Source organism: Pseudomonas sp. REST10 (assembly GCF_029542605.1).
Lineage (GTDB): Bacteria > Pseudomonadota > Gammaproteobacteria > Pseudomonadales > Pseudomonadaceae > Aquipseudomonas > Aquipseudomonas khazarica.
The window spans coordinates 106658-125780 of the sequence record NZ_CP035677.1 but is presented as its reverse complement, the minus strand read 5'-3'; the positions used below and the strand labels follow the sequence as shown (position 1 = coordinate 125780).

The window sequence follows — 19123 nt, the reverse complement described above, 5'->3', positions numbered from 1 at the left end:
GCTCAGCGCCAGTTGTACAGCTCTTTCTCGGTCAGTGCCTGCATGGCGCTGGCCTCTTCGAGGAAGGCTTTCTGCGAGGCCCAGATGCGGCCGTTGAGGTCGTTGGCCGCCGCCAGTTGCTCGAGCACGGCTGCGGACTGTTCGCGCATGGCCTGCAGCACGTCGTCCGGCAGGCGCTTGAGCTGCACGCCTTCGGCCTTGAGGCTGCCCAGCGCCTTGGCGTTGTTGAACACGTAGTCGTCCATCATGTCCAGGGTGGCCGCGCGTGCCGCCTCGACGACGATGGCCTGCAGGTCGGCCGGCAGGGCGTCGAAGGCCTTCTGGTTGACCATCGACTCGACCACTGCCTGCGGCTCCTGCCAGCCCGGGTAGTAGTAGTACTTGGCGGCCTTGTGCAGGCCGAAGGCCAGGTCGTTGTAGGGGCCGACCCAGTCGGTGGCGTCGATGGCGCCGGTCTGCAGGGAGGTGAAGATCTCGCCGCCGGGCAGGTTGACGGTGATCGCGCCGAGCTTGCTCCAGACTTCGCCGCCGAGGCCCGGCATGCGGATCTTCAGGCCCTTGATGTCATCCAGGCTGTTGATCTCCTTGTTGAACCAGCCGGCCATCTGCATGGTGGTGTTGCCAGCGGACAGCGGCTTCACGCCGAACGGCGCGTAGGTCTCGTCCCACAGTGCCTGGCCGCCGCCGTGGCTGAGCCAGGCGTTCATTTCCAGGGTGGACAGGCCGAACGGCACGCTGCTGAAGAACTGCGCGGCCGGTACCTTGCCTTTCCAGTAGTACGGGGTGCCGTGGCCCATCTCGGCGGTGCCGCGGGAAACGGCGTCGAACACTTCCAGGGCGGGCACCAGCTCACCGGCGGCGTAGACCTTGACGGTCAGGCGCCCGGCGCTCATGGCGTTGATGCGCTCGGCCAGGCGCTCGGCTGCGGTGCCGAGGCCGGGGAAGTTCTTCGGCCAGGAGGTGACCATCTTCCAGTGGATGGTCTGTGCGGGCGCGGCTGCGGCTGCGGTTTGCTCGCTGCCAGCCTTGTCTTCCTTGCAGCCGAGCAGGCCGAAGGTGGCCATCACGGCCAGGGCGGCGCCGAACAGGTTGCGGCGATTCATCGATGGTTCTCCAGATACGGTAGGTTCTAACAGGCTTCCAGCTTGGCATAGGCCAGCATCAGCCACTTGCTGCCTTCGTTTTCGAAATTCACCTGTACCCGCGCCTGTGCGCCGGCACCCTCGAAATTGAGGATGGTGCCCTCGCCGAACAGGCTGTGTCGCACGCGTTGCCCCAGGTTGAAGGGCGTCTGCGGTACGGCGCTGCCGGCGAACAGGCTGCTGCCACCCATGGAACTGGTGTTCACCGGGCGGCTGACGCTGTTGTTCAGGCGGACTTCCTGAATCAGTGGTGCGGGTATTTCGCGGACGAAGCGCGATACCTTGTTGTAGGTCTCGCTACCGTAGAGACGCCGGGTTTCGGCGTAGCTGATCACCAGCTTCTGCATGGCACGGGTAATGCCGACATAAGCCAGGCGGCGCTCTTCTTCCAGTCGGCCCGGTTCTTCCAGGCTCATCTTGTGCGGGAACAGACCCTCTTCCATGCCCACCAGGAACACCAGCGGGAATTCCAGGCCCTTGGCGCTGTGCAGGGTCATCAGTTGGATGCTGTCCTCGTTCTCGGCGGCCTGGGTGTCCCCGGCCTCCAGCGAGGCGTGGGTGAGGAAGGCCTGCAGCGGGGTCAGCTCGTCGTCTTCGTCATTCTCGAAGGTGCGTGCCGCGCTGACCAGTTCCTCGAGGTTCTCCACGCGGGCCTGGCCTTTCTCGCCTTTTTCCGCTTCGTGGTAGGCGAGCAGGCCGCTCTGCTCGATGACCACCTGGGTCATCTGGTGCAGGGGCATCGCCAGGACCTTCTCCGCCAGGCCTTCGATCAGCTCGATGAAGCCGCTCAGGGCGCTCGAAGCGCGGCCCGGCAGGGCCTTGTTGGCGAGCATCAGGCGGATCGCTTGCCACATGTGCACGTCATGCGCGCGGGCGTATTCGCGAATGGTCTCGATGCTCTTCTCGCCGATACCGCGCGCCGGCACGTTGATGATGCGCTCCAGCGCGGCATCGTTGCCGCGGCCGTCGAGCAGGCGCAGGTAGGCCATGGCGTTCTTGATCTCGGCGCGCTCGAAGAAACGCTGCCCGCCATAGATGCGGTAGGGGATCTTCTCGCGTAGCAGCGCCTCTTCCAGCACCCGCGACTGGGCGTTGGAGCGATAGAGGATGGCGATCTCGCTGCGCTTGAGGCCGTCCTTGCGCAGGGCGTCCTCGATGCTCTCCACCACGTAGCGGGCTTCGTCGTGCTCGTTGAACGCGGCGTACAGCGCCAGGGGCTCGCCGTCGCTGCCGTCGGTCCACAGCTCCTTGCCCAGGCGCCCGTTGTTGTTGGCGATCAGGGCGTTGGCGGCCTTGAGGATGCCGGCCGTGGAGCGGTAGTTCTGCTCCAGGCGGATCAGCTGGGTGTCGGGGAAATCGCTGGAGAACTGCTGGATGTTCTCGATCTTCGCGCCGCGCCAGCCGTAGATCGACTGGTCGTCGTCGCCGACCACCATCAGGCTGTCGCCGCCCTTGGCGAGGAAGCGCAGCCAGGCGTACTGCACGGCGTTGGTGTCCTGGAACTCGTCGACCAGGATATGGCGGAAGCGCCGCTGGTAGTGTTCGAGCAGGCCCGGCTTGTCGCGCCAGAGGTCGAGCGCGCGCAGCAGCAGCTCGGCGAAGTCGATCACCCCGGTGCGGGCACAGGCCGCCTCGTAGGCTTCGTAGATACCGCGCATGGTGGCGAGGAACAGATCGCCGCCCGCCTGGATGTGCGCCGGGCGCAAGCCCTCGTCCTTCTGGCCATTGATGAACCACTGCGCCTGCTTGGCCGGCCAGCGCTGTTCGTCCAGGCCGAGGTCGCGGATCACCCGCTTGATCAGGCGTTGCTGATCGTCGGAGTCGAGAATCTGGAAGTTCTCGGCCAGGCCGGCTTCCTGCCAGTGCGCGCGCAACAGGCGGTGGGCCAGGCCGTGGAAGGTGCCGACCCACATGCCGGCCGGGCTGTGCCCGAGCATGTCCTCGATGCGCTGGCGCATCTCGGCGGCGGCCTTGTTGGTGAAGGTCACCGACAGGATCGAATGAGGCGAAGCACCCATGGCCTGAATCAGGAAGGCGATGCGGTGCACCAGCACACGGGTTTTCCCGGAGCCGGCACCGGCCAGTACCAGTTGGCGGCCGAGCGGGGCAGCCACGGCCTGGACCTGGGCGTCGTTGAGCGAAGCGAGGAGGAGTTCGGGGTCGTTTTGCATCGCGGCATTCTAGGGGGCCGGACAGGGGAGGGCAAACCGTGTCGACCAGGCGGTTTGCCGAGGCCTGCGCGCGGAGTAGACTGCGCCTCTCAATGGATCTGAAGGAGTCGTGACGCCGATGTCTACCGGTACCCACGCCATGGAAAGCCCCTTGCTGGGCATCGACCTGGGCACCACCAACAGCCTCATCGCGGTTTGGCGCGAGGGGCGTGCGGAGCTCATTCCCAATGCCCTCGGCGAGGTCCTCACGCCGTCGGCGGTGAGCCTGGACGAAGATGGCAGCATCCTCGTCGGCAGCGCTGCCCGTGCCCGGCTTACCACTCATCCACTGCGCAGCGTGGCGGCGTTCAAGCGCTACATGGGCAGCGACAAGCGTTTCACGCTGGGCGACCGTCAGTTCACCCCGGAAGAACTCTCGGCGCTGGTGCTCGGCTCGCTCAAGGCCGATGCCGAGGCGCACCTCGGCATGCCGGTGAGCACGGCGGTGATTTCGGTGCCAGCCTATTTCAGCGATGAACAGCGCAAGCGCACGGTGTTCGCGGCGGAGCTGGCCGGGCTGCGCGTCGAGCGCCTGATCAACGAGCCGACCGCTGCGGCGATGGCCTACGGCCTGCACGAGCAGCAGTTCGAACGCACCCTGATCTTCGACCTGGGCGGCGGCACCTTCGACGTCACCGTGCTCGAATACGCGCTGCCGCTGATCGAGGTGCATGCTTCCACCGGCGACAACTTCCTGGGGGGTGAAGATTTCACCGAAGCCCTGCTCGGGGCCTGCCTGGACGATTGGCAACTGGCGCGCAGCGCGCTGGACAGCCAGGCGCTGGCGAGCCTGGAAGATGCCCTGGAGCAACTCAAGCGGCGCCTCGCCGACGGTCCGCAGACGCTGGACTGGATGGGCCGCCAGTGGCAGCTGGACGAGGCGCGGGCGCAGCAGATCTGGACGCCGCTGCTGACCCGTCTGCGCCAGCCCATCGAACAGGCCCTGCGCGATGCGCGGCTCAATCCGCGCGATCTCGACAGCCTGGTGCTGGTCGGCGGTGCCACGCGCATGAGTGCGGTGCAGCAACTGGTGGCGACCCTGTTCGGCCGTCTGCCCTACCGGCACCTCGACCCGGACACCATCGTCGCCCTCGGCGCCGCCGCCCAGGCCGCCTGCAAGGCGCGCGACCATGCCATCGAGGAAGTCATCCTCACCGATGTCTGCCCCTATACCCTGGGGATCGCCTCGCGCCGCAGCGACGAGCAGCCCGGCGCCTTCTCACCGATCATCGAGCGCAACACGGTGATCCCGACCTCGCGGGTGCAGCGCTACTACACCACCCACGCGCAGCAGGAGTACATCCGCATCGAGGTCTACCAGGGCGAGCGCCCCTGGGTGCGCGACAACATCTTCGTCGATGCCTTCGAGGTGAAGCTGGTCCAGACCGGCCAGGTGCAGGCACTGGATGTGCGCTTCAGCTACGACATCAACGGCCTGCTGGAAGTGGACGTGACCCTGGAGAACGGCCAGCGCCACGGCCATGTGATCGACCGCAGCCCCACCGGCCTGAGTGCCGAGGCACGGGCCACCAGCCAGGCGCGCCTGGCCGGTTTGAAGATCCACCCGCGCGATACCTTGCCCAACCGCACGCTGCTGGCACGTCTGGAACGCGCCTGGATGCAGACCCTGGGGGCCGAGCGCGAGCAGATCGGCCAGTGGCTGGACGAGTTCCAGAACGTGCTCGGCACCCAGCAGGAGCAGCCGATCACCGCCGCGCGGCAGCGCCTGGAGCAGCAGCTGCAGGCGCTGCGCTTCTAGCCGGCCGGCGGCTCGCGGAAGCCGTTGAGCTGGCGCAGGCGGGCCTGCAGGCCCTGCCCGGCGTCGGCCCGTCGGCCAGCGGGCGGGCCGTAGCGGTTGGGCAGCGGGTCGCCTGGCCAGAAGAACAGCAGCAGCGCTATGTAGGGCATGAAGAAGCTGCCGGCCAGCAGCATCACCAGGGTGCCGGCACCACGGCTCATGTCGTGCAGGCGGCGCAACTGGCAGCCGATCAGCGCCAGGCCGATGACCAGCAGCGTCGCCAGGGCCAGACCGTTGCCGGCCTTGCTGGCGAGGCCGGCCAGGGGCACGGCGATCGCCGCCAGGGCGATGGTCTGCAGGGTGAAGTTGAGCCGGTTCAGGCGCCCGCCCAGTCGCCAGGGTTGCCACTGCGCGCGCAGGCTGTCGGGCTGATGCCGAGGCAGCAGGCGTTCGCTGCGTGACAGCAGCAGGGTGATCGCCAGGCGCACCGCGATGGGTGTCACGGTGCTGTCCTTGGCCTGCTGCAGCGAGCGCAGCTGACCCGAGGTGGGAACGCCAGGCTTGGTCTGATACAGGGTGCGCATCGACTCGAAGATCGTCTGCATGGTCGAGAAGGGCAGTCCGTTGTCCTTGCAGATCGACTGCGCTAGGGACTCGGGACGTGCCTTGACCAGGCCCTCGCGGAACGCGTCGAACCAGGTGCTGGGCCCGGTGAAACCGTGCAGCCGCTGCAGGGCCTGGTCGCGCAGCGCGCGCGGCAGGTCCGGGTCGTGGTAGAGCAGGGCGTCGAGGATCATCTGGCCGAGGGGATCGCCCGCCAGCTCATGGCCGTGGTGCCGGGCGCTGGCTTCGATGCGGGCGACCGAGGGCAGCCGGCGGCTGCCCAGCAGCACGCTCGGGCTGACCAGTTCGGCCGCCAGCAGTCCCTGCAAGGCATCGCCTTCGTCGAGGTCGAACAGCCACTGCTGAGGCGCGACGTCGGCCGCCAGCCACTGCGTCTGCAAGGCATGGGCCGGATGCTCGGCGGAGGTGGGCACGCGCCCGACACGCTCACGCAGCCGTCCCAGCCACTGCAGTGGCTGCTCCAGCAGGCCGATCAGCAGCAGGGTCTGGCGCTGCAGCTGCCAGCGCGCCTCGGGCTCGGCGGGCAGCGGCGGCAACGGCTGTCCCGCTTGCAGCAGGCGCAGTTGCAGCTTCAGGCAATAGGGATGCAGACCGTCCGCCAGTGGGGCCAGCACGTCCTGCAGGCGTTGCAGGGTGTCGGGCGCATAGTGGCGCAGGCGGCGAAGCCAGCTCAGCATCTGCGCGCGGGCGACGGTGTTGTCGCCCAGACCCTGGGGCAATGCCGCGCCGGGCGTGGCCAGCGCATGTTGCAGTGCCTGCACGGCGGGCGATTCGCGCAGCCATTGCAGCTGTTGCCCGGCCAGGTAGGCGAAGCCTTGCTGCACGATGACGCCGAGCGGGTGCTCATCGGCCGTCAGGTTCAGCAGCGGCTCGATGTCCGCCGCCTCGCCACGCTGCAGCAGCCAGGCCTGGCGATACAGGCGGGTCAGCGGCGTATCCAGTGCGCTGAACAGTTCGGCGAGGAACGGCCATTCGCTGTCGCCCAGTTGCCAGGCGACGAAGGTGCGTGCGAGGGCCGGCAGGTCGGTGTCGGCCGCGCGCAGCCAGCGGGCCAGGGTCTGCGGGCTCTGCGCCGGCTCGCCATCGCCCAGACGGTTGTCGTCCAGGGCGTACTGTCGGTCCACATCCTGCTGGCTGCGGTCGCAGGCCATGATCAGCAGGGGCAGGTGCTCCGGTGCATGGTAGGCGCTCCACGCCAGCAACCAGGCGGCCGCTTCGGGCATCTCGCGTTCCAGCCACAGGCGCGTCCACAGGTCGAGGGCATCCTGGTCATGGTGCTGCTTCTGCAGCGCCAGCAGGTAGAGGATGTCGAGATCGTCCGGCTGCTCGGCGTGACGCGCCTGGTAGTGCTCCAGGGCACCGCTGAGGGCCACGCCGGCCAGGGTGCACTGACGGTACAGGTGCGGGTAGTAGGCCGGGTCGGCGGGCATCGGCAGGCACAGGTGCAGGGAACTCCAGCCGCGGAACTCCTGCAACGGCCGGTTCTGGAACAGGTGCTCGAGGGTGCGCACGTACCAGAGGTTCTCCACCTGCGCCACGCTCGGCCAGTCGCTGAGGGTGGCGAGGTCGAACGGGTCGGGTTCGGCGATGCGCTGCAGCAACTGGTCGAGCGGCTCGGCTTCTTCGAAGGGCAGCTGCATCAGGCGGTTGGCCCAGGCCATGCGCTCGGTCAGCAGCTGCGCGCAGCGGTGCGACAACGGCCCGTTGCTGAGCAGCAGGTGGCGCAGCGAGCCGTCGATGCTCTCCAGCACGTCCAGCGGCAGCTGGTCCAGCGCCCGGCAGTAGTCCTGCCAGGCCTCGGGGCGAAAGCGCCGGCCGGCATCCTGCAGCAGCTCGACGAACTGCTGCACGGCCTGTTCGCTGGCGCTGGGCAGTGCGGCCGCCTCGCTGGCCTCGCTCGCTTCGCCGCGCGCGTGGCGCAGGGCATCCTCGTAGGCACCGCGCAGCGCCTGGAAACCCTCGGGGTCGCGCTCCGGATGGACCTCGGGCAGGCGTGTGCGGTAGGCCGTGCGAATGGCGTTCTGATCGTCTGTCGGCTCGATGCCGAGGTGTTCCCAGCAACTCATGACCAGTCGAATGCCTCCAGCGATTCAGGTTTTTCCGGCAGATCCAGCTCCAGGTCCCAGTGCAGATCATCCAGTCCTGCCGCCGGGTTCATCGCCAGCTCGCGTGCCAGCGCGACGTGCGTCGGGTTGCTGCCCTGGCGGCTGATGCACAGCGCCAGCTCGTCCGCCTGCTCGTGGCCGAGGCAACTCCAGTAGCTGCGGCCGATGAGAAAGCCGGCCAGGTAGCTCTGCCAGTTCTGGTAGTAGTAGCGCGCTCGCAGGCTCAGGCGGCTGTGCAGCCAGAGGTTTTCCTCGAGGCTGAGCCAGCCGTTGAGCTGACCGATGCGGGCGAGGAAACTCATGCGCCCCAGGTCCCAGGCGCGAATACCGCCGGAGCCGCACACCAGGATGGTATCGGCGACGTAGCGGTAGGCGACCTGCTGGCTGGCATCCAGGCTGTCGACCAGCTTCTGCCATTCGCTTGGCAGCAGGCGCGCATTGTCCCAGTAGGCGCCGCTCAGATCGCTGGCATGGCCGTTGTCGGTCATGCGCTGGATCATCGCCAGCAGGGCCGGGCGATCGGCGATGTCCCAGGACTCGGTCAGGTCGACGAACTCGTTGTCCGGGTAGAAATTCGGCAGGTCGTAGCGGGCGTCGTAGCGGGCATTGATCGCCACCATCGGTGCGGACAGGGCGAAGAGCCAGCGTCGTTGCAGTTCATCCATGGGCTGAGGGCCATTCTTCCTTGAGCGGGAGGGCGCCATCCTAGGAGCTGTTGGCAGGGGGCTGCAAGTGCCTCGCGGCGGCCCGGGCGAAAGCGCTCAAGCGATGACTGGCAGGTCAGCCGGCCGGTGTCCGCGCGCGTTGCGCCCATGACGCGGGACGCCCGCCGAAAGTTGGACGCCAGGTTGTGAAATTGCCCACATCTCTGTTGGGCACAGCTTCTGTCTCGGGTATTCTGCCGCCACGTCAGGGCTGCGACCGCCGCTTGCGCGGGCAGGCCCTCAGGCACCATTACAAGAACATCGCCTATGACCGCCACTACTAGCGCCGCAATCCAAGAGATGACGCTGGACCCGCAGCAGACCGAGCATCAGTTCGCCACGGATATCGCCGTCGAGCGCACGCGCCTGCTTTTCCAGGGCTCGCGTCTGCCTACATTGCTGATGTTGCTGGTCGGCCTGGCCTGCCCCCTGCTGCTGTGGCATCAGCAAAGCGTGCCCCTGCTCGCAACGTGGCTGGCCTGGGTGGTGCTGCTGGTGCTGCTGCGCCTGACCCAGGTGAAGGCCTTCGACGACGCCCTGCCCAGCCGCCAGGCGGAACCCTACTGGCGCCGCGTGTTCCTGCTCGGCGCCGGTGCCTCGGGGCTGAGCCTGGCCTTCGCCGTGATCGTCCTGGTGCCCGCCGATGTGTTCTACCAGCAGGCCCTGGTCTATGGGCTGATCGCCGCGGCCATCCTCTCCGCCAGCGTCGCCTACGCGGTCAGCCTGCCGGCGTTCCTCACCTTCGCCTTGCCCTGCCTGCTGCCGTCGGCGGCCTTCCTGCTGCTCAGCGACAACAGCCTGCAGCGCGGCTGGGGGCTGATCAGCGTCATTCTCTTCCTGGCACTGCTGGTCGTCGCCTGGCAGGTCAACCGCCTGGTCCAGCGCAGCCTGTTGCAGCGGTTTCACAACCTGGCGCTGATCGCCCATCTGGAGCACGCCAAGCAGCGCGCCGAAGGGCTGAACGGGGAGCTGGCCAGCGAGGTGGAGCAACGTCGTCGCGCCGAGCGCGAGCTGCGCGATGCCCATGGCGAGCTGGAAATGCGCGTGGCCGAGCGCACCCTGGAACTGGACGAGGCCACGCACGCGCTGGGCAAGAGCCAGGCGCGCCTGTCGCTGGCGCTGGAGGCCAGTGAACTGGGGCTGTGGGACTGGGACCTGCAGAGCGACCAGGTGCACCACTCGCACCTGCGCGAGCTGTTCGGCCTCGACCCCGAACAGGTCAGGGAGATGCTGCGCGACCTGCGCCCGCGCCTGCATCCCGACGACCTGCCGACGTTGCGGCGTGCCTTGCTCGAGCACATGAAGGGACGCAGCGAGGACTATCACGTCGAATACCGCGTACGCCACGCCGACGGGCACTGGGTGTGGGTCGAGGACCGTGGCCGTGCGGTCGAGCGCGACTCCAGCGGGCGCGTGCTGCGCATGCTCGGCACCCGCCGCAACATCAGCGCACGGCGCCAGCAGGAGCAGCAGCAGCGGCTGGCGGCGATGGTCTTCGAAGCGGCCAGCGAAGGCATCTTCATCCTCGACCCGGACTACCGTCTGCTGGCGGTGAACCGTGCCTTCAGCAGCGTGACCGGCTATTCGCGGGACGAGGTGCTCGGGCGCCGGGTCACCAGCCTGCTCGGCAGCGACGAGATGCGCCGCCAGTACCTGAGCATCCGCCAGGAACTCGATGGCAGCGGCAACTGGCAGGGCGAGCTGATCGAGACGCGCAAGAGCGGCGAACTCTACCCGCAGTGGTTGCAGCTCAACATGGTGCGTGACGCGGCCGGGCGGCCCAGCCATATCGTGGGCTTCTTCGCCGACCTCACGGCGCGCCGCGAGGCCGAGGAGCGCCTGCGCTACCTGTCGCACTACGACGAGCTGACCGGCCTGGCCAACCGCACGCTGTTCCGCGAGCGCCTGCACGAGGCCAGCCAGCGTGCGCGGCAGACGGGACGCAGCATCGCCCTGATGCACATCGACCTGGACCGTTTCAAACTGCTCAACGACAGCCTTGGCCACGAGGTCGCCGACCAGCTGCTGCGGCAGATGAGCCGTCGCCTCACCCAGACCGTGCCGGAGGCCGACTGCATCGCGCGCCTGTCCGGTGACGAGTTCGCCATCATCCTCGATGCCTACGGCAGTCTCTCCAGCCTGGCGCGGGTGGCCAGCCGTCTGCTGGCCAAGCTGCGCGTGCCGATGACCGTCGGCGGCCACGAGCTGGTGGTCAGCGCGTCGCTGGGGATCAGCCTGATGCCGGACTATGCCCGTGAGGTCGGCACGCTGATCAGCCAGTCGAACATGGCCGTGCAGCATGCCAAGCACCTGGGCGGCAACACCTTCCAGTTCTTCACCGACAACCTGCAGGCCTGTACCCTGGGGCGCCTGCAGCTGGAAAACCAGCTGCGCAAGGCGATCGACGAGGGCCAGCTGGAGGTGTTCTACCAGCCCAAGCTGAACCTCGCCGACGATCAGCTCAACGCCGCCGAGGCGCTGGTGCGCTGGCGTCATCCGCAGCAGGGGCTGGTGCCGCCGGGCGAATTCATCGGCCTGGCCGAGGAGACCGGGCTGATCACCGCGATCGGCGAGTTCGTCCTGCGTCAGGCCTGTCGCCAGGCGTGCGAGTGGCAGCGCCAGGGGCTGGCGGAGATTCGCGTGTCGGTCAACCTGTCCGTGCACCAGCTGCGCCAGGGCAATCTCACCAGCCTGGTCCGTCAGGTGCTCGAGGAGACCGGGCTGGCGCCGGAGTACCTCGAGCTCGAACTGACCGAGAGCCAGCTGCTGGACAACGTCGAGAGCGTCATCGTGACCTTCCAGCAGCTGCGCGCGCTGGGTGTGAAGCTGGCGATCGACGATTTCGGCACCGGCTACTCCTCGCTCAGCTACCTCAAGCGCTTCCCGGTGCACTACGTGAAGATCGACCAGACCTTCATCCGCGACCTGTCGCCGGGTGGCGAGGACGCGGCGATCACCCGCGCCATCATCGCCATGGCGCACAGCCTGGAGCTCAAGGTGGTCGCCGAGGGCGTGGAGACCCAGGCGCAGATGGACTACCTGAAAAGCCAGCACTGCGATGAGATCCAGGGCTTCCTGATCAGTCGTCCGGTGGAGGCGAGTGCCTTCGCCGAGCTGCTGCGCGCGCAGATCGAGCGCGCGCCGGGTTGAGCCGCGTTTCCTCCCTACCCAGTCACGGCTGAACGCTGCGGGCGTGACCGGCGCAAAGATGGCTGCGCCCCGCGTGCCGCTGCGCGATGCTGCGGGCCTCGCTCACGACAAGGAGGACCCGATGGCCAAAGCCCCCAACCTGAGCCTGTCCCAACGCCTGCTGCTGGCTTCGCAGCGCATGGCGCCGGTGGCGGTGAAAGCGGCGCTGGTGCAACAGCTGGGCGCCGAACAGGCCGCGCAACTGTCGCCGCACATGCCGCCGGCGCAGTTGCGCGAACTGATCATGACGCTGCCCATCGAGTTCCTTGCCGAGGTCACCACGCACCTCGATCCGCGCAGCATCCTCGATACCTACCTCAGCCTGCCCGACAGCCTGCACCTGGAGGTGGCCCGGCGGCTGTGCGTGATCGGGGCCTTCGCCACCGCGGCGCGCTATGCCGAATGCCTGTCGCCCAGGCAGGTGAAGGTGCTGATCTACGGCATCCACGACGCCGACCAGGTGCTGCAGATCGCCCGTCATATCGTCGACATCGAGCTCATCGTGCAGAGCCTGCGCAGCTTCTCCACCAGCTACCTGTGCAAGCTCACCGAGGCGGCCGCCGCCGATGCCAACGTGGCGCTTTCCGCTCGCGTGCTCAGCGGCCTGCCGCTGCCACGTCAGGCCGATATCTGCGCCCATCTTGCGCCAGGCGTGCTGGAGCCACTGCTGCCGCTGCTGCTGCAGGCCAACGCGGCGCTGCGCGAGCTGTTGCCCGAGCCCGCGCAGCCTGTAGCCGAACTGCCCTAGGCGCGCACCGAGCCGGGCGGTTGGCGGCGGCGCCGGACCTAGCGCGCGAACAGCTGGCCGATGTCCTTGAACGCCTTGAACTCCAGGGCGTTGCCGCACGGGTCGAGGAGGAACATCGTGGCCTGCTCGCCGACCTGCCCCGCGAAGCGCACGTAGGGCTCGATGACGAAGCGGGTGCTGCGGCTGCGCAGGCGCTCGGCCAGCGCTTCCCAGTCGGCCCAGGCGAGCACCACGCCGAAGTGCGGCACCGGTACGTCGTGGCCATCCACCGGGTTGCTCACCGCCGACTCCTGGTAGGCCATCTTAGGCGCCTGGTGGATGACCAGCTGGTGGCCGAAGAAGTCGAAGTCCACCCAGTGCTCGCTGCTGCGGCCCTCGGCGCAGCCGAACACCTCGCCATAGAAATGCCGTGCGGCGGCCAGGTCGTATACGGGAATTGCCAGGTGAAAGGGAGCAAGGGCCATCACGGAGTACCTCTGTTGGTTTTTGCTTCAGCCTACCAACAGCAGAATTGATCGAAAGCGAATATCCTTGCTCGCAAGCTCAAATGTTTTTGATCGATAGGGGCCGCCGTGCTGCGTGAGCTGAAAACCTTCGTCACCGTTGCCCGCCTGGGCACCTTCGCCGCGGCCGGCCAGCAGGTCGGCCTCACCCAGTCGGCGGTCAGCGCCCAGATGCGTGTGCTCGAACAGCAGCTCGGCGTGCGCCTGTTCGACCGTAGTGGCCGCAGTGCGGTGCTCAATGCCGCCGGCCGGCATGCCTTGCCGTTGGCCGAGCAGATGCTCGCCCTGTACGGGCAGATGGCCCTGCCGCCAGGGGCTGGCGACTGTGTCGGCGAGTTGCGCGTCGGCGCCATCGCCACCCTGCAGACCGGCCTGCTGGCCGAGGCGCTGCCGCGTTTTCGCCAGCTGGCGCCACGGGTCGAGCTGAAGCTGGTGCCGGGTGTCTCGCTGCAGCTGTTCAGTCAGCTCGATGCCGGCGAGCTGGACCTGGCCTTGCTGATCAAGCCGCCGTTCGCCTTGCCCAAGGAGATTCTCGAAGTGCCGCTGGCGCGCGAACCTTTCGTGCTCGTCGCCCCTTTGCACGTCGAGGGGGATGACCCGCTGCGGCTGCTGGCCGAGCAACCATTCGTGCGTTACGACCGGACCTCGTTCGGCGGCCGCCAGGTCAGCCGCTTCCTGCGTGAGCAACGCCTGATGGTGCATGAGGCGCTGGAACTGGACGAACTGGAAGCCATCGTGCGCCTGGTGGAAAACGGCATGGGGGTGTCGCTGGTGCCGCGTGCTGGCCTGTGGCTGCAGCGCCCGACCCGCCTGCGGGTGATCGAGCTGGGCGCGTTGACCTTCCACCGCGAACTGGTCGCCTTGTTGCGCCGGGCACAGCGCCAGCCGGCACTGGACTGTCTGCTGGGCTGCCTCGAGTCGATAAATTGAAAATGCTTCTCAATAAAAATAAGATGCCGCTTTCCTATCGCCCAAGACCAGGGATGCACGATTGTCGGACTTGGATCTCAAAGGCCTGTTCCAGAAGCACGCCAAGACCCTGCACAGCTTTCTGCTGCGCAAGAGTCGCGACCCGCAACTGGCCGCCGATCTCACTCAGGAGAGCTTTCTGCGTCTGGCCGAGCAGAGCGGCGGCGAGCGCATCGACAATTCGCCGGCCTACCTCTACCGTACGGCCAGCAACCTGCTGATCGACCACCAGCGCCAGCAGATTCGGCGCAGGACCGACCTGCTCGGTGATGACCTGTTGCATGAAATCGAGGCCGAAGGCAGCTCGCTGGACGACATCACCGCCGCGCGCCAGCGTATCGAACGTCTGCAGGAGGCCGTCGCCGAGCTGCCGGCGCGGACTCAGGAGATCTTTCGCCTCAACCGCATCGAGGGCCTGACCCACGCCCAGGTGGCGCGTCAGCTGGAGATCTCCGACAGTTCGGTGCAGAAGCACCTGGCACGCGCCCTGGCGCATGTGATGGAGCGCGTGCTCGAGGTGGACGAACAGGCATGACGATGGTTTACGGTAAAACCCCGCGTCGCACGTCATTACTTGAAACGGGTATCAGCCGCCCGCTCCGCAGCGACCTATAACGAGAATCCAGAGTGAGCGTGATTAGCCAAGATCCGCAGCAGCGGAGCATCCGTGAGGCCGCCGCCGAATGGGCGGTGCTGCTCGCTGACGATGCACTCGACGACGCCCGGGCCGAGGCGCTGCAGCACTGGTTGCAGGCCGATGTCCGGCATGCCGAGGCGCTGGCGTTCGCCCAGCGTACCTGGGCGACCCTGGCGGGTCTGCCGGGCGACAGGCCCCGGCAGCATCGGGCGCCGCCAGTGGCCTCTGCCAGGCCCCAGCATCCCGTGCGCAAGGCGCGCCTGCGGCGCTGGGGCGCGGCTGCCTGCCTGGCGCTGCTGCTCGGTGGCCTGGGGTTGAGCCAGCGCGACCGCCTGTTGCTGCCGCTCATGGCTGACCATCGCACCGCCAGCGGCGAGGTGCGCAGCCTGACGTTGGCCGATGGCAGCGAGGTTATCCTCGACAGTGCCAGTGCCATCCGCCTGGACTACTCCGCGACCCGGCGGCGGGTGGAGCTGCTGGCCGGTGCCGCCATTTTCCAGGTGGCGCCGCAGGCGGATCGGCCGTTCGTCGTCGAGGCGTCCGGCGGGACGGCACGCGCCCTGGGCACGCGCTTCCTGGTGCGGCGCGAGGCTGACGAAGGCGCTCTGGTCGGTGTGCTGGAGCACGCCGTGCAGGTCAGTGCCGGCGGCCAGCAGCAGCGCCTGGAAGAGGGGGACAGCGTGCATTACGACGCCTCGGGCATCAGCGACGTGGCGCTCGACCTGCAGCGTGTCACCAGCTGGCAGCGTGGCTTGCTGGTGTTCGACCGCGTGCCGCTGGCGCAAGTGGTTGAACAGCTCAACCGCTATCGCAGCGGACACATTCTCCTCGGCAGCGAGGCGCTGGCACAGCGCGAGGTGAGCGGGGTTTTCCGCCTGGACGCACTCGACGATGCCCTGGCCACCCTGGCGCGGGAAATGCACCTGCAGCGGGCAGAAATGCTGGGCATCAGCCTGATCTACTGAGGCGCATCGAGGCGCTCCGACAGGACCGGCAGAAAAAATTTCACGATTTCCTTACTGAGTTTCTCCGGGTTGCGCGTCTTTGTTGGTAGTGATTTTCATTATCAATAAAGAAAGCCCTGGGGTTAGTCGTGAGTCGTCGTCGTTCTGCAGCATCACCTGCTCTCCGTCATCCTTCATCCGTGTTGCTCAGTGGTGTCGCGCTGGGCGTGGCCCTGGCCTTGAACGGCGCCGCGCTGGCGGCCGAAGCCGTGGCCGAGGCGCGCTCGACCCAGCACGAGGTGATGGCATTCGACATCCCCGCGCAACCGCTGGACCGCGCTGCCCTGGCCTTCGCCGAGCAGACGGGGGTGCAGGTGTTCTTCGACAGCGCACGCCTGCAGGGCTTCGCCAGTACCGCGCTGAGCGGGCGCTACCCGCTCGACGAGGCGCTGCGTCGCCTGCTCGGCAGTGCGCCGGTGGATTACCGCTTCGACGGCCAGCGTCAGGTCACCCTGACCCGCCGCGCGCTGCGCGATGAACAGACGCTGCAGCTGCAGTCGACCACGGTGCAGGGGCGCCAGCTCAGCCAGCGCCAGGAAACCTACCTGCAGCCACGCTCGGTCGCGGTGATCGACCGTGAGCAGATCGACCGTACGCCGCCTCATCATGCTGCCGATCTGCTCGAGCAGTCGGCGGGTGTTTATACCGCCGTGAGTCAGCAGGACCCCGGGTTGTCGGTGAACATCCGCGGGCTGCAGGACTACGGTCGGGTCAACATGAACATCGATGGCATGCGTCAGAACTACCAGCAGAGTGGCCATCAGCAACGCAACGGCAGTATGTATGTCGACCCCGAACTGTTGTCCGGCGTGGTGATCAGCAAGGGCGCCAGCTCCGGGCTGGGCGGCGCGGGGGTGATCGGTGGTGTGGCCGAGTTCCGTACCGTGGAGGCGAGCGACTTTCTGCGCGATGGCAAGGAGGTTGGTGGCCGGCTTCGGGCGACCAGTGGCCTGGGTGGCTTGGGCAACGGTACTCACTTCATCGGCAGCGGTGTCTTCGCTTTTGGCAACGATGCCTGGGACGTTCTGTTGGCGGGTAGCGAACGCAATCTGGGCAACTACGAGCCGGGCTCCAACGGGCGTATCGGCGAAATCCGTACCCAGGCGGGTACGGCCAATGACGCAACCGAGCGCTTGAAAAACTCCACGGTCGACTATTCGGCCAACGAGATGCGCTCGTTCCTCGCCAAGTTCGGCCTGAACCTCGACGAGACGCAGCGCTTGCAACTGAGCTATCTGCGTACCGAGGTTTCCTATGACGATGCCAACCTGATGAGTGTCAGCGGTGATCGGCTCTGGGAGAAACTCGGCAGCAGCGAGGTGACCTCGCAGAACCTGGCCCTCGATTACAGCTACGACCCGGAAAGCCCGCTGATCGACTTCAAGGGCAAGCTGTACTTCGTCGAGAATCGCAACGAGCAGGACAATCTGGCGCGCGGTAGTTCGCCGGCCTACCAGATCGAATACCGTACCCGCACTATTGGTCTGCAGCTGGAGAACACCTCGACCTTCGCGCTCGGTCAGCTCAGTAGCCTGGACTTCAACTACGGTGCGGAGTTGTTTCAAGACAAGGTCAGGCCCAAATCGGATCAGCAGGCTGAGAGCGCGGCCGTTTCCTTTCCCTATGTCGAAGGCATGACGCCGTCTGGCAAGCGCGGCATGGCCAGTGTGTTCGGTGAGTTGCGCTTGCACTATGACGACTGGCTGACGGCCAGCGCCGGGCTGCGCTACGACCGCTATCGGCTGCAGGGTGAAACCGGCATGACCATCCGCCGCTTCACGCCGCCTGCGACCTTTACCCAGGAAGCGCTGACATTCGATGTGGATCGTGAGGAGGGGCGCTTCTCGCCGACCTTCGGCCTGGCGATCAAGCCGGGCCTGGACTGGCTGCAGGTATTCGCCAGTTACGGTAAGGGCTGGCGCCCGCCGGCGGTGACCGAAACGCTGATCTATGGGCGGCCGCATGGCGGAGGTGGTGAGTGGATGTATCCCAACCCCTACCTCAAGCCTGAGCGTTCCAGTGCCTGGGAGGTTGGCTTCAACGTCTTTCGCCAGGGCTTGTTGCAGGCCAACGACAGTCTGGGCATCAAGGTTGCCTACTTCGATACGCGGGTGGACGACTTCACCTACATGGCCATCAACCGGCAGGTGCCGGGGTTCGGTACGGGGCCGACCTTGGGCACTGTGGCGCATGTTAACGACCTGACCTCGACACGCTTTCGCGGTGTCGAGTACCAGGCCAACTACGACAACGGACGCTTCTACGCCGACCTCACCTACACCCACATGATAGGCAAGAACGAGTACTGCTCGAAGAATGCCTGGTTGGGCGGCGCTGAGCGATTCGGTTTCATACCGGGCGTCGGTGTTGGTTCGATCCCGGATGACTATGCCAATTCGCTGGTCAGTTGTGGCGGCCTGATGGGCAGCTCCGAGTACATGCCGATGGATCGAGGCTCGCTGGTGCTGGGGACCCGCTGGCTGGATCGCAGGCTGGATGTGGGCACACGTATCCGTTACAGCGAGGGCTATACCGAGTCCTACACCGAGCGCAACCTCGAAGCCATCTACCCGGCCGACTGGGCCTCTTATGTCGTCTACGACTTCTTCGCCGGCTACCAGGCCACACCCCAGACTCGGCTCAGCCTGTCCCTGGAGAACGCCTTTGATCGTGCCTACTTGGTGCCGCTGGGGGATGTGTATGCCTTCACTCTTAGTCGCGGCAGAACCCTGACCGGCAGCGTCGAGTACCAGTTCTGAGAATTTGCTCATCCCGAGCGAATCGCGGCTCGTTGGCGGGCCGTGAATGACACCGATAGGAGATCAACCCATGAGTCTGTCCATTTCCTACAGCGCCACCTATGCCAGTAACTCGATCAGCAGTTACCTCTCGGCCTGGGAGCTGACCTTCGCCGACAACAACCACACCAGTGGCAACGTCAACGAGGGCAGCAACACCGGCGGTTTCTATCCGGGCTACCTGAGCGGCACGCAGTACGCCATCTCCGGGTACGAGAGCACCGGCGCCTTCGTCGCCGAAGGCACCCTGAGCTACAACATCACCACGCACGTGCTGTCCGGTGACCTGGATAACGTCAACCTGGGTGGTTATCTGTACAAGGATGCCAGTGGTTACCACCTGTTCGACGAGCAGGCGACCTTCGATGGTCTGGGCCTGAGCGGCACCGACGTGCACAACACCATTTACGCCCTGATGTCCGGCAACACCGGTGAGCTCGAAGCACAGCTGAACGACATCCTCGACGACTACGGCGTCTCCACCGACGACACCTTCGACGTGGTCGCCGCTGCCCTGGCAGCCGGTCCGCTGAGCACTGGCTCGGCCGAAACGGTTGGCGTACCGGAGCTGGCCGACGACCTGGCCCTGGCGGCCTGATCGGGCGGTGATGAAAAAGGCGGCGGGGAGATCGCTCTCCCGGCCGCCGGCAACGACCGCCGTGGTGCTGGCCTGAACAACTCGCGCCACGGTGGTCGCACGAATTCTCGACAAGCGCGGCCTGTTGCGTCAATCACGGCAGGCGGCGTTCCTG

The 19123-nt window shown here is 66.6% G+C and carries 13 protein-coding genes; 8 read left to right on the top strand and 5 right to left on the bottom strand.

Annotated features, from left to right (window positions below; all coding sequences use genetic code 11):
• Positions 1-2: 2 nt before the first annotated feature.
• A complete protein-coding gene (locus EWH21_RS00550) occupies positions 3-1103 on the bottom strand; it encodes a TRAP transporter substrate-binding protein (protein ID WP_277699554.1) in 1101 nt (366 codons plus the stop codon).
• A 26-nt stretch (positions 1104-1129) separates the two neighbouring features.
• Positions 1130-3313, bottom strand: coding sequence for a DNA helicase II (gene uvrD / locus EWH21_RS00545; RefSeq protein ID WP_037055547.1), 2184 nt, complete (start codon positions 3311-3313; stop codon positions 1130-1132).
• 118 nt (positions 3314-3431) lie between these two features.
• Between uvrD and EWH21_RS00540 the strand changes: the two genes are divergently transcribed.
• A complete protein-coding gene (locus EWH21_RS00540; RefSeq protein ID WP_277699553.1) occupies positions 3432-5111 on the top strand; it encodes a molecular chaperone HscC in 1680 nt (559 codons plus the stop codon).
• On the opposite strand, the gene EWH21_RS00535 is transcribed toward EWH21_RS00540, so the two are convergent.
• On the bottom strand, positions 5108-7780 hold the full coding sequence (locus EWH21_RS00535; protein ID WP_277699552.1) for a DUF805 domain-containing protein: 2673 nt from the start codon (positions 7778-7780) through the stop codon (positions 5108-5110). The two genes, EWH21_RS00540 and EWH21_RS00535, sit on opposite strands and share 4 nt — an antisense overlap.
• Positions 7777-8484, bottom strand: a complete 708-nt coding sequence (locus tag EWH21_RS00530) for a DUF1266 domain-containing protein (protein WP_037055542.1) — start codon at positions 8482-8484, stop codon at positions 7777-7779. The genes EWH21_RS00535 and EWH21_RS00530 overlap by 4 nt, the downstream gene beginning before the upstream one ends.
• Positions 8485-8790: 306 nt before the next feature.
• Here EWH21_RS00530 and EWH21_RS00525 point away from each other — a divergent pair, with 306 nt between their 5' ends.
• Positions 8791-11673, top strand: coding sequence for an EAL domain-containing protein (locus tag EWH21_RS00525; protein ID WP_277699551.1), 2883 nt, complete (start codon positions 8791-8793; stop codon positions 11671-11673).
• Between the two features lie 121 nt (positions 11674-11794).
• Entirely contained in the window at positions 11795-12460 is a 666-nt protein-coding gene (locus tag EWH21_RS00520; RefSeq protein ID WP_277699550.1) for a hypothetical protein, read from the top strand.
• 38 nt (positions 12461-12498) lie between these two features.
• Here the strand turns inward: EWH21_RS00520 and EWH21_RS00515 are convergent, their stop codons facing one another.
• A complete protein-coding gene (locus EWH21_RS00515) occupies positions 12499-12924 on the bottom strand; it encodes a VOC family protein (RefSeq protein WP_037055538.1) in 426 nt (141 codons plus the stop codon).
• A 108-nt stretch (positions 12925-13032) separates the two neighbouring features.
• Between EWH21_RS00515 and EWH21_RS00510 the strand changes: the two genes are divergently transcribed.
• From EWH21_RS00510 to EWH21_RS00490, 5 genes are all read left to right on the top strand, one after another.
• Positions 13033-13893, top strand: coding sequence for a LysR substrate-binding domain-containing protein (locus tag EWH21_RS00510; RefSeq protein WP_277699549.1), 861 nt, complete (start codon positions 13033-13035; stop codon positions 13891-13893).
• A gap of 61 nt (positions 13894-13954) precedes the next feature.
• On the top strand, positions 13955-14467 hold the full coding sequence (locus EWH21_RS00505) for an RNA polymerase sigma factor (protein WP_037055535.1): 513 nt from the start codon (positions 13955-13957) through the stop codon (positions 14465-14467).
• Positions 14468-14565: 98 nt separating this feature from the next.
• Complete coding sequence (locus EWH21_RS00500) at positions 14566-15534, top strand: FecR domain-containing protein (RefSeq protein ID WP_277700646.1); 969 nt, start codon at positions 14566-14568, stop codon at positions 15532-15534.
• A 179-nt stretch (positions 15535-15713) separates the two neighbouring features.
• Entirely contained in the window at positions 15714-18332 is a 2619-nt protein-coding gene (locus tag EWH21_RS00495; RefSeq protein WP_277699548.1) for a TonB-dependent receptor, read from the top strand.
• A gap of 70 nt (positions 18333-18402) precedes the next feature.
• Positions 18403-18969, top strand: coding sequence for a heme acquisition protein HasA (locus EWH21_RS00490; protein WP_152490012.1), 567 nt, complete (start codon positions 18403-18405; stop codon positions 18967-18969).
• The last annotated feature ends 154 nt before the right edge of the window (positions 18970-19123 follow it).